Source organism: Pseudodesulfovibrio nedwellii (genome assembly GCF_027923765.1).
In the GTDB taxonomy this organism is placed as follows: Bacteria; Desulfobacterota; Desulfovibrionia; order Desulfovibrionales; family Desulfovibrionaceae; genus Pseudodesulfovibrio; species Pseudodesulfovibrio nedwellii.
In genome coordinates, this window is record NZ_AP026709.1 from 1,586,839 (window position 1) to 1,598,678 (window position 11,840).

Below are 11,840 nucleotides of genomic sequence, written 5' to 3' on the forward strand. Positions count from 1 at the left end.
CACGGACAATTCTCCTTGCCAAGGAGATCAATATGACTGACGATACGAATATGAACGACACGACGATGCTTGGCACGTATTCCCTTGAGGGAAACGTGCCTGTTGAGCCGGAAATTGTACTTGCCAACTGTATGGATACGGCCATGCTAGGCCAACTGGTATCTGTTTTTCAAGGCAATCCAGACATCCGGTTCTTCCTCATTCACGACGCACCGGAAAATGCCGTCGACCTGACAGGAGATCTCCATTTTCTCAAAGATGGCGGAAGCTGGGTGTTGGCTAACAACAACTCCCTGCTTGGTGTACTTTTTGACAATGCGGACTTTAATCCGAATGGAACAGAAGACACATTCTCTCTCTCTCAAAATATCGACGGCAGTTGGGCTGTGATGATGGATAACACACCCTCACTGGCAGACTTACCGCCGAGCGAACAGCTGCTCGTTGACTTGGCAGAAGATAATCTTTTTGTAGACGATAACGTTGCCGGAACAAGTACAGATCATGACAGTTTCTTCATTGATCCCTCTGTTTTGGAGCACGGAGAAAGCGAAATCATTGTCTCCAACTTCACTGTTGGTAGCGACACGCTGGAACTGCCTGAAGGCATGTCTGTCAAGGATGTAATCGTGGACACGGAACACGACCTTACGGAAGTAATCATCGGACAAAACGATACAGGCCACGATGATATCGTAGTTAAGCTACTCGGTGTTTCCCAGCCTGATCTGCCCACGCATGATTACGGCATTGACACCGATACTTCGACAGACGACCTTATCAATCACCTGATAAGTTCCGGTATGAACGTTGATTAAGCACTCTCTTTAACATTCTATAAACTTCATAAAAAAACCGCGCTATACAGCGCGGTTTTTTTTCATGGAATACGCAATTTCCACGAACAAAAAAGCATGTTAGAATACATCGTGAAAAACGTTCTTTTCGATACACAAAACCAGGGTGAAAACGGGAGATTTTCCCGGTCAAAACAGACTCTCAAAAAAGACCATAATGTTCATATTTTCAAGTGGTTAACATGCACAATGAAGCTTGTGCCATTTTGCCCAAAACGTCTTGACACATATTTATAATTATGGCTATAAGTCTACCAGTAAGTAGCTTAAATTCAATCACATGGGGTTTATCATGAAAAAGATCGTTCTCGCGACTCTCCTTTTTTCCCTCCTTCTTTCCGTGCCGGCTTTCGCCCAAGCGGATGGAACGATGACACTGAAAGACAGTGTCGTTGCGGCTGTCAAACAGCACCCGAAAATCAAGGCCATGTTGTATAACAGAGACGCCGTATCCAAGGCGCAACTGTCTGCACTGGGCCGTTTCTTCCCGTCTCTGGACTTGCAAGCTGAAGCTGGTTGGCAGGAATACAGCAGTGCTGTTACCCGTGCCACCAATGTGGACAGACATACCCGCACTCCCACAGACATGACCGCAACTGTTACTCAGCCGATCTTTGACGGTTTTGATCGTTGGAGCGACTACAAGCGTGAAGGCGCCCGCATGACTTCCGCTGAAGGCCGTTTGGTTGATAATGTGGAAACCGTTGCTCTGGACGCCATCCGCGCCCATGTCGACGTGGTCCGCATCCGTAAGCTTGTTGCTCTGGCCGGTGAAAACATCACCGCTCACCAACAGTTGCTTGATTCTATCACCGAACGTGTTGAAGGTGGAGCCGGTAACAAGGCCGATGAAATGCAGGCTAAGGGCCGTGTTGCCCGCGCCGAGACCACTCTCGTCACCTACATCGGTGACCTTCGCTCTTCAGAGGCAGAATACGCCCGTACAGTTGGCGTCACTCCCAAAGAACTCGGCGATCCCGAATACAACCCCGAATATATCCCCGGCACAGCTGAACAGATTCTCGATGTTACTCTGGACAACAACCCCAAGATCGCAGTGTTCAAGGCTGAGATCGAAGTGGCTGAACGTACAGTTGGTGTCCTCGAATCCACCATGTACCCAGAAATTGATGTTTACTACGCACACCGCAACACGGATGACCTCGACGGTTCGGACTCTTGGGTTCAGGACGACAAGGCAATGCTCCGTGCGAACTGGAATCTCTTCAACGGCCTCAGCGATTACAACGATGTTCGCACTGCAACCGCCCGCGTCCGTGAAGCCCAGTCCAATTTGCAGGACACTACCGATGACTTGATCCGTCAGGTTGCATCAGCTTGGGCCGAATACGAATCAAGCATAGGTCAGATCGAAAAATACCAGGAAGCTCTCCAGTACAGCTTGGAGTCTCTGGACATGTACCTCATGCAGTTCAATGTCGGTCAGCGTTCCCTTCTGGATGTGCTCGATGCGACCAACGAAGTCTTCAGCAACAAGGTGCAGCTTGAAACTGCTACCAGCAACCGCAACTTCACCCTGTACAAATTCCTGGCCCTCGAAGGCCAGCTCATGAAGACTCTGGAAGTAGCTTCCAACACCTACGAAGAACTTCCTGCTACTGAACAGTAAGCGACTTACACGCGAGAACTTCAAGGGGCGCAGCCTGCAGGCTGCGCCCCTTTTGCGTGGCCAATATATTGGCAAGACTCTTAGCCTTTCTAACTCATACTTCACAACATCAGCACTCGTTCAAGACGCCAGAATTTAGACAGACAAGCCCACATCCTCTATAATTCTCCCAAGCCTCCAGCACACTCCACGGCTCAACACTCATCCCAAACAAATGCCCTCGCAAACAAGCCTCAGTAGGAACTGTTTGTGACTAGGAAATTCATTCGCGTTCCAAATATAATTATGGAGACAAAATTCAAGGTACCGTCAAAGGTAGAAATAGCCTGGACATCAATCACGACGATTAACAACAGACAGTAACTCAATCCCATGAAGTAAAACAGACTGTCCTCTTCAACCTCCAAAGACAAAGGCCTCGGCGAAGTATCGCCGAGGCCTTTCAACCAGATGGATTATTCTCTAGTCCCTAGGGGCTAACAACTTTTCTGCAACAGGAGTCTTGACGACTTCGGCAAGAGCCTGAACCACAGAGCTGTCAAACTTCGTCGACTCGCTGGAGAGGATAGCCAAAGCCTGCTCCGGCTCTTTCGCTCCACGGTAAGACCTTGGTCGGATCATGGCGCAGAATACGTTCAACACAGACAGAATACGAGCAAGCATAATGGTTTCATCGCCCATAATTTTCTTAGGATAGCCGGAGCCATCCATACGCTCGTTCATCTGATAAATAGCCAGAAGCACACCTTCGTCGATGTCGATATCTTTGAGAATACGATAGGCGTGTTCGACATGCTCTTCCATAGTCGCCATTTCCTCGTCGGTAAGCTTGCCCGGCTTGGTCAAAATCTCATTAGGTACGAACATCTTACCTATCTGCGACAGATTGGCCGCAGTCTCGATTTCAGCAACGTCCATTTCCGACATGTGCATATACTTAGCTACTTCCACAGACAACCCTGCCAAGAGCTTGGTATGCCCACCGAGGTACGGATCAGCTGCCTCAATAGTGCTTCCCAACGCCTCCATGGCACTCTTAATCAGACGCTTATTCTGCTCTTGCGCTGCCACGAATTCGGTGATGTCTCGATAAACTTCGACCAAACCAGCACACGACCCGCTGCTATCACAATAGGGAGATTTTGATATCTGAAACTGATGTCGTTGAGAGCGCAGGAAAATCGGCTCGTTGATTGTCTCCTTACGGTTTTCCCGCATGGCAATCTGATCAATGGACTCCAACCGCTTGGCGGTATCAAAACCAAATACAGCAGCGGCATCCATACCAATCAATTCATCACGAGTTCGCCCAACAGCAGTGGCAAAGGCATCGTTAACATACGTATACCGTCCCACACCGTCCTTGAGTGTAATAAACTCGTCAATATTGGCATTAATAGAATCAATGAACCGCTTTTGATCATCTATCTGTGTTGCCAACGCCTTAAATTCCTTGGCTATACGTTGACTCTGCACGCCAGTAAGAATCCACCATGCCAACCCTGCCACAAGAAAGGCAGTCAGAATACCCAACCCGGCCACGATGTACACGGTCCGTGTAAAATCATGAATCGGAGTGACTGCATCATCATAATCAATTTCCTGAATCAACCACCACTCAGGGCCAGGAACCCGCACACCCAGTGAATAAACTTTCTGTTCACTGTCTCCAATGCTCATCCTTGCCTCAAAGGGGATATTACCCTTCGGTCCAAAGTCAATCTGCGTCGAGACTTCCTCAAATCCTTCGGAACTCCATGGAGTGGCTTCCTTGTATCTATCACCGTCTTTTTGCATCAAACGCGTCTTCTGCCCCTTTGCCGCCAGAGCAGAGTTCGACAACAATTCGGTAATCTTGCCGGAAACAAGTCGTGTCATCATCAGGACACCAACGGCTCCGTCCTGCGGTCCCTCATCGGTCCCACCCACGGCATCCGGCGGATAAATAGGAACATACACGTCCATTTCCACACCCCGGACCGTCTTCCTGAGCGGAGAATATTGTGGACTATTTTCAAAGACAGCAGCCTTAGCTGATGCAGTCTGCAGGTCATCCATCGGTGGTAAATGACCATCAGTGGCGATATAAGCTTCACCACTCTTGCTCAAAATACGTGCATTGACGAATCCGGCATAAGTGGAAAACTCCCTGAGCATATTTTCCATCATGGGCAACTGTTCAGCCAAAACAGCGCCCTCACTTTCAACATCTTCTTCGGAGTGAATTGTTCCGAAAAGAGCTGAAAGATCCCCGTCAAAATCTTCAATCTCAGCGGCATAGAGCCGGAAAAGATCGGATTTGATCAGCCGGTCACCATGGTGGGATAAATTGCCAAGAAATGTGCCGACAACCTCCCCCCTGACATGGGTCAAAATTTCGAACCGTTTTTGCAGGTTCTCCAGTACTCCAACTTCCTTGTCTTTGACCGCTTTGTTGGCAAGAAGCAGGATGCCTACTGAAATGACCAGAACAAAAGCCAGGACAACGCCGATCTTGACGCCTTGCCCGGCTCCCCCAATGGACTTGGGGACCTCTGACGCGTTTTGTGCATTGTGTTCAGCCATAGTCAATTCTCCATCTGGTTTATGGTGTCGCCCTCCCGCGGGAAGGCGTGCCTTACTTTTTCGTCTTCGTATATGTGGACTTCTTCTTGGGAGCCACGTGCATCCACCTGAACTTCTCGTTCACGGAGTATTGCGGAATATAATGCTTATATTTCGTATGTGACAAAACCATAACGGTCTGATTGTCGAGAATAAAAATATCGTTATCGGTGTATACCGCCAAGACCGCATGCCCTATGCCACGAATCGCATCCTTAACCGCCACGATACGCATTTGATCCTGCGAAAATCCGACTTCTTGAAGGGCATAAAACTTGGCAATCGAATAGTCTTCGCAATCACCTGATTTTCTCAGGAATTCCCATGGGGTCGCCCAATATTCACTGACCCCCCAATTAGCCTTGTCCAAACGATACGGCCATTTATTGAAAAACTTGGTCACAGCCTTAAGCTTTTCCTTATTAGGTTTACCCTTGATCTGTGACTTGAGAGCGTACCATCCTGATTTTGATGGATGATTAGCCGTCTTGGAATCTTGGAAATATCCTTTCCACGCCTGCATTTTGGTCACCACACGGGACCACTTGGGCAATTTCTGAATTTTCCCCTTGAATTCCATGGTTCCCAGCAACCGGGGCTGCTTTTGCTTTTTGGCCGCTGCCGACGCAGTGGGGGCCATTCCAAAGACTACAACGATGAAGACCGCACACAGTGCGGTCATAGTCATCGTATGTCTCCCCAGAATAAAACGCATGAGGCAATCAACGCTCCCTAAGTGCGTTCTGCTTTGCCTTAAGAATCGGTTTCAGGAGATAATCCAGCACCGATTTTTTACCGGTAAGGACGTCCACTCCAGCTGTCATGCCCGGAATAATGGGCAATTTTTGTCCCCGATACACAATGGCATTCTGCTTGGTACGCACTTTAACAAGATAATGATTTTCACCTTTCTCATCTTCAATGGTATCCGCACTGATATTTTCGACAGTTCCCTCAAGTCCTCCATAAATAGAAAAATCGTAAGCCGTAATCTTGACCTGAGCTTTCTGCCCCGGATGCAAAAACGCGATATCCGAAGGCTTGATTTCCGCCTCAACCAACAAAGTATCGTCCAAAGGCACTACCTCCATAATGGATTCACCAGGACGAATAACACCACCGAGCGTATTAGACATGATGTGCTTAACGATACCTCTAACCGGCGAACGAACATCTGTCCGAGTAACCCGGTCACCACCGGAACTCAAATTCTCAGTTATGGAATTCAATTCAAGCCGCCGTTCGTTAATTTCTTCCAACGCCTGGCTCCGAAACTCTGCCTTGCGTTGCTCAACCCTACCAAGCGCCTCCTTGGCAGCCCGCTTGACGCGAGGAATACCCAAGGCCAAAGCCTCGACATCACCCCGAAGTTCGACAACGCGCTGTTCCAAAGCCAAATAATCCAACTCCGAATGAATCTGTTTTTCCACAAGAGGCTTGGCGATATTACGCTGTTTGAGAGCGACTTCCAAGCTACGCTGAAGTTGCCGTTTACGACCAGCCATTTCACTCACTTCCTGCTGTTTCTGTTCATACTGATCTTGCAGAAGGCTCAATTCAATCTTCAACTGCTGTTGCTGTGCCCTGGAAATTCTGAGTTGATCATTCACCAACTGCGGAGCTTCTTTTTTCAATTCATCATCAAAAACAGGGTCCCTGTCTTCGACCTCGGCAACCAATCGGGCGATAGCCGCCCGATGCTCCATTGCCTTGGCAAATGCATCGCGATAATAACTGGCAGCCTGCTCGTTATGCAGGCGGCAAAGTATGTCCCCTTTGTCGACGGTCTGTCCTTCATGCACATACAATTCACTCAGAATACCACCTTCAAGGTTCTGAATTTCCTGAATACGCTGAGACGGAATAACCCGACCAAAACCGCGAGTGACTTCATCGAGAACTGCCAATTTAGCCCAGACGACAAAAATAATGATCAACAACAATATGGACGTGGACATGATGTAGGCGAACCGACGACCTTTACCATACATGGCCTGGTCCACCTCACTCATGAACAGGAGTACTTCTCTTTCATCTTTATGCTTGCTCATGACGACCTCAGAGGGAAACCTTGATTTTACCGGACTTAAGTCCATCCAATACGGCCTGTTTCGGCCCGTCCACAACAATTTTTCCCCGGTCCATGATGACTAACCGATCAATGAGATCAAGCATAGAATGACGGTGGGTAATTACGATAAGCGTCTTGTCTTCGACAAACGATCTGAGTCGCTCCTTGAGTCTGAATTCCGACTGATTATCCATGTTGCTCGACGGCTCATCCATAATCAGGATTTCCGGGTCGGGCAAAACGGCGCGGGCAATGGTTACAGCCTGTCGTTGACCGCCGGACAGGGATGTTCCCCGCTCGCCGACCATCATACCAAACCCGGCTGGGTGATCCCGAACAAAATCATTCACCCCAGAAATTTCAGCCGCGTAATTAATGGACTGATCATCTGCCTCAGGCAGACCGAAAGCAATGTTATCTTTCAACGTCCCATAAAAAAGCAAACTATCCTGAGAGATATACCCCACTTTCCTGCGAAGGTCGGCCACGTCCATCTGACGCAAATCAATATCACCAACCTGTACAGACCCTTCAACGGGTTGATACAGCCCGACGCACAATTTACCAAGGGTAGTTTTTCCAGCTCCGGTCCGACCGACGATACCGACCTTTTCACCCGGAGAAAGCTTGATATTGACATCATGCAAAACAGCCTTGTCCGTCCCCGGATAGCTGAATGAAACGCCAGTCATGGTTATGGAAGGTTCAATGGTACCATAATGGAACGTTTCCTTTTCATCGGGACGTTCGCTGGGCATTTCCATAAGCATATCCAAAGCGTTCAGCGCCATCCTAGATTGCTGGAAACGGGAAAGCAAACCGGCAACCGCACTCAACGGTGCCATGGCCCGACCCGACAGGATATTGCAGGCGATCAACCCACCCACAGTCAGCTCTCCTTTTGAAATAAGGAACACGCCGATAATTACCACTGCCACCGAAACCATCTGGGTAATAAAAACCGAGAAGGAAATGGAAATGTTGGCCATGATCTTAGCGCGGCTGTTGGACATGGCAGACATACCCACCACGCTCTCCCACCGAGCCTGCATACGACCTTCGGCCATACTCGTCTTGATGGTTTCAAGCCCCTGTACAATTTCAAACAGAAGCGCATGTTTCTGTGTTGATTCCTTATAATGACTCTCAATGATACGCTGGAAAGGAATCTGAAGGAACAGCCCCACCAAAATGACCACCGGAACCGCTATGAAAATCGGATAAGCGATTGGACCGCCGATGAAGTGAATGACAAAAATAAACAAAAACAGAAATGGCAGGTCGATAAGCGCAACCAACGATGACGACCCAAAAAACTCACGCAATGACTCAAACTCACGGATATTATTGGCCACGGCTCCTGCGGATTCCGGCATATGATCAAGGCGGGCGGACATGAGATGGTTCATAATCCGACTGCCAATAATGACATCCGCATTGCGACCAGCCACATCAACGAAATAACTGCGCAAATTCTTCAGCAAGAAATCAAAGATGTAAGCAATGGCAATACCTATGGCCAATGCCCACAATGTTTCCATTGCATTGTTCGGAATAACACGGTCATAGACGTTCATCACAAAAAGCGGCGAGGCTACAATGATGATATTCGTCATGATGGACGCGCCAACAACGTGTTTATAGATAGGCCAGAAACGACCAAGGACACCCCAGAACCATCGCTTGGTCTTGAGAAGTTTCAACCCCGACACACGCTTATCAAGTTTGGAATTACGATGACAGAATATGGCATAACCAGTGTATTCTTCTTCCAATTTCTCAAGCGGCATTTCGGTCTCGGCCATACCGTGGCCAGGAATCACGACACGAGCGACCTTGTCCGTCGTCTCCACAAGCACGCAGGCATTGCCACCACGAAGAAGCAGGATACACGGAAGAATCAGTCGAGTAATAGTCCGCAACTTCTCACGATAAACAGTCTTTGCCCGAATGCCGATGCGATCTGCGGACCGAACAATGGACGCGGCTGTAATGACGCCTTCCTGTTGCGGGATACCAGCCTTGAGCGTGGCCGAGGAAACCGGCTTACCAAGCAATCGACTTATGATGGAAAGACAAATTACAAGCGGCGGCTGAAAATCAATATCCTTTGGCGACAATCTTTCATCAGTCTCGACTTTGATTGGCACCGGCTGACCAGGCATGGGCATACCACCGGGCATGGGCTGTCCGGGTTGTCCAGGCTGTCCGGGTTGACCAGGCTGCTGCGGTTGACCTGGCATAGGCTGCCCTTGCTGCTGTGGTTGTTGCGGTTGTCCGGGCTGCTGCGGTTGCTGAGGTTGTCCTCCAGACGCTTGAGCAGTTGACGTGCCCGCGGCCGCAACGGGGCTTTCCCCCTTTCCGGGAGCTGTCCCCACAGGCTTGGTATCCAATTGGGAGGGCTTGGCCGCCGGCTTGCTTTTGGCTTGCTTGCCAGTTGGAGGCACGGAACCCGATTTGGAAGATGTAGCAGAGGCACTTCCAGCCGGCGCCGTTGGAGATGAAGCTCCATCAGTCCGTGTTGGCTTGGAACCATTCTTTAACGCTGATTTTTTATCAACAGACATAAGTTTCGCTTGGAATAAAGTGAAAATAAAGGGATCTCCCCTACCACTGGCAGGGTCGTACATTTCTTACAGTATAGGTCTATAATCTTTCCTCTGTGTGGATTTTTGTCAAGGAGCAATTGAGATTATACAAGCTATCCCGATATGTTTGGGGTTTTCTCCCGACTTTTTCATAAGGGTACAGCTAGGACACATAAAACAAGCTCGAAAAGGGATGAAAACATGTAGACCTAACAGAGTGTGTGAGTCATCATGCCGGGATAATGCTTGAACAAAAAAAACACCTCGAACAACCGCCCGTACTCCCCATGACCCGCAAGGAAATGGAAACACTGGGCTGGCGTGAACTGGATATACTTCTGGTCACTGGCGACGGCTATGTGGACCACCCTTCTTTTGGCGCGGCTCTGCTTGGCCGATGGCTGGTGCATCACGGATTCCGCACCGGCATCGTGGCCCAACCCGCCTGGGACAAACCTGATGACGTCAATTGCATGGGCCGCCCCCGGCTTTTCGCAGGCGTGACCTCGGGTTCACTGGACTCCATGCTCGCTCATTACACCGCCTTTCGTAAAAAGCGGTCCGACGACGCATATACCCCCGGCGGCAAAGCTGGAGCACGCCCCAACAGAGCTTCCATGGCCTATACAAATGTGGTTCAACGTGCCTTTCCCGGTCTGCCTGTCATCCTTGGTGGTATCGAACCATCCTTACGCCGTGTTTCACACTATGACTTTTGGTCTGACTCCGTCCGCAAATCCATTCTGCTGGACTCCAAAGCCACAGCCATTACATATGGCATGGCTGAAAATTCCATTGTCACCCTCGCCGAAACCATCGAGACAATTGTCGAGGAATCCGGTGAAGTGAACATCAAGGCTCTACGCCCGCAACTGACGAATATTCCCGGACTGGCTGTAGCTGGCTCTGCCAAGGATATACCGGATGATATTCCCATTATCACCCTGCCGTCTCATGAGGCAATCCTGGCCGACCCGCAACAACTTATCAAAGCTACAGAACTTTTGGAGCAACAAGTCCACCAGAATAAGGCTATGGTCGTACAGGAAACAACAGGACGGATGGTCATGCTCACACCTCCCGGTCCTCTGCTCGACACCGCCGGACTGGACGAACTGGCAGGCCTTGCTTTTTCCCGTCTGCCGCACCCTTCGTACACGCAACGTATTCCTGCCGCGGACATGATTCAAACCAGTGTCACCACGCATCGAGGCTGCTCTGGAGGCTGTTCATTCTGCACTCTGGCACTGCATCAAGGCAGAACCATCCGTTCACGAAGCAAAAAATCCATCCTTGACGAGGTCAAGGCCATCACCGAGGTCAAAGGATGGAACGGCTCAATTTCTGATGTGGGCGGCCCCAGTGCCAACATGTGGGGAGCGCATTGCGCCTCGGATCAATCCAAATGCAAACGTCCCAGTTGCATGACGCCGAATGTCTGCAAACATTATCGGATAACGCAAAAGGATTTCGTCAACCTGCTCAGGTCCGTCAATGACGTACAATCTGTCAAACACGTCCGGGTAGCCTCGGGCTGGCGCATAGATCTCGCCCTGACCGACATGCCCGCGCTCGCAACCATGATTCGCGAATTTGTGGGTGGACAAGCCAAGGTCGCACCGGAGCATCAGGTGGATCACGTCCTCAAGCTCATGCGAAAGCCTGGCTTTGATAAATTTGAAAAATTCCTTGATCTTTTTTGGCGCGAATCCCGTAAGGCCGGGAAGCAGCAATACGTCATCCCTTACCTCATGTCCGCCTTTCCCGGTTGCACCGAAGATGACATGCGCGCTTTGGGCGACTGGCTCAAGTCACAAGGGTGGAAACCAGAACAGGTGCAATGCTTTATTCCCCTGCCCGGTACTGCCGCTGCCGCCATGTTCCACGCTGAAACCGACATGAAGGGCAACCCTATTTATGTCGCCAAAAGCGATGCCGAACGGTTGCGCCAGCATGCCATCCTCATGCCCAACACAGGTAGACCGCCCAAGGGCAAAAAACAGCATGGCAAACAGCACAGGAATAACGATGATTCCTTCTCGAAACAACGACGGAATACGACTAAAAAACGCAGATAAAATTTCGTCTTT

At 49.7% G+C, this 11,840-nt stretch carries 7 protein-coding genes; 3 read left to right on the plus strand and 4 right to left on the minus strand.

What is annotated here, in order from left to right; genetic code table 11:
• Positions 1 to 32: 32 nt before the first annotated feature.
• Both SYK_RS07490 and SYK_RS07495 read left to right on the plus strand, forming a co-directional pair.
• The gene (locus tag SYK_RS07490; RefSeq protein WP_281762964.1) at positions 33 to 818 is read left to right on the plus strand and encodes a hypothetical protein; all 786 of its coding nucleotides are present in this window, start codon (positions 33 to 35) and stop codon (positions 816 to 818) included.
• Positions 819 to 1,149: 331 nt separating this feature from the next.
• The gene (locus SYK_RS07495; RefSeq protein WP_281762965.1) at positions 1,150 to 2,487 is read left to right on the plus strand and encodes a TolC family outer membrane protein; all 1,338 of its coding nucleotides are present in this window, start codon (positions 1,150 to 1,152) and stop codon (positions 2,485 to 2,487) included.
• Between the two features lie 462 nt (positions 2,488 to 2,949).
• Here SYK_RS07495 and SYK_RS07500 read toward each other — a convergent pair whose 3' ends face one another.
• Genes SYK_RS07500 through SYK_RS07515 form a run of 4 tightly spaced genes read right to left on the minus strand, consistent with a single transcriptional unit; the run spans position 2,950 to position 9,345 of the window.
• Positions 2,950 to 5,052 carry an HD domain-containing phosphohydrolase gene (locus tag SYK_RS07500; protein WP_281762966.1) on the minus strand — a complete coding sequence of 701 codons (2,103 nt, stop codon included), beginning with the start codon at positions 5,050 to 5,052 and terminating at the stop codon, positions 2,950 to 2,952.
• Positions 5,053 to 5,104: 52 nt separating this feature from the next.
• Complete coding sequence (locus SYK_RS07505) at positions 5,105 to 5,779, minus strand: transglutaminase-like cysteine peptidase (protein WP_281762967.1); 675 nt, start codon at positions 5,777 to 5,779, stop codon at positions 5,105 to 5,107.
• Positions 5,780 to 5,813: 34 nt separating this feature from the next.
• Entirely contained in the window at positions 5,814 to 7,142 is a 1,329-nt protein-coding gene (locus SYK_RS07510) for an HlyD family type I secretion periplasmic adaptor subunit (RefSeq protein ID WP_281762968.1), read from the minus strand.
• Between the two features lie 7 nt (positions 7,143 to 7,149).
• Positions 7,150 to 9,345 carry a type I secretion system permease/ATPase gene (locus tag SYK_RS07515; protein WP_431194128.1) on the minus strand — a complete coding sequence of 732 codons (2,196 nt, stop codon included), beginning with the start codon at positions 9,343 to 9,345 and terminating at the stop codon, positions 7,150 to 7,152.
• A 647-nt stretch (positions 9,346 to 9,992) separates the two neighbouring features.
• Here SYK_RS07515 and SYK_RS07520 point away from each other — a divergent pair.
• Positions 9,993 to 11,828 carry a YgiQ family radical SAM protein gene (locus tag SYK_RS07520; protein WP_281762970.1) on the plus strand — a complete coding sequence of 612 codons (1,836 nt, stop codon included), beginning with the start codon at positions 9,993 to 9,995 and terminating at the stop codon, positions 11,826 to 11,828.
• The last annotated feature ends 12 nt before the right edge of the window (positions 11,829 to 11,840 follow it).

Excerpts from the sequence above, each read along its gene's own strand:
- SYK_RS07515 (WP_431194128.1), bottom strand. The coding sequence starts at position 9,345 with ATGCCCGGTGGTATGCCCATGCCTGGTCAGCCGGTGCCAATCAAAGTC.
- SYK_RS07510 (WP_281762968.1), bottom strand. The coding sequence starts at position 7,142 with ATGAGCAAGCATAAAGATGAAAGAGAAGTACTCCTGTTCATGAGTGAG.
- SYK_RS07505 (WP_281762967.1), bottom strand. The coding sequence starts at position 5,779 with ATGACTATGACCGCACTGTGTGCGGTCTTCATCGTTGTAGTCTTTGGA.
- SYK_RS07520 (WP_281762970.1), top strand. The coding sequence starts at position 9,993 with ATGCTTGAACAAAAAAAACACCTCGAACAACCGCCCGTACTCCCCATG.
- SYK_RS07495 (WP_281762965.1), top strand. The coding sequence starts at position 1,150 with ATGAAAAAGATCGTTCTCGCGACTCTCCTTTTTTCCCTCCTTCTTTCC.
- SYK_RS07490 (WP_281762964.1), top strand. The coding sequence starts at position 33 with ATGACTGACGATACGAATATGAACGACACGACGATGCTTGGCACGTAT.
- SYK_RS07500 (WP_281762966.1), bottom strand. The coding sequence starts at position 5,052 with ATGGCTGAACACAATGCACAAAACGCGTCAGAGGTCCCCAAGTCCATT.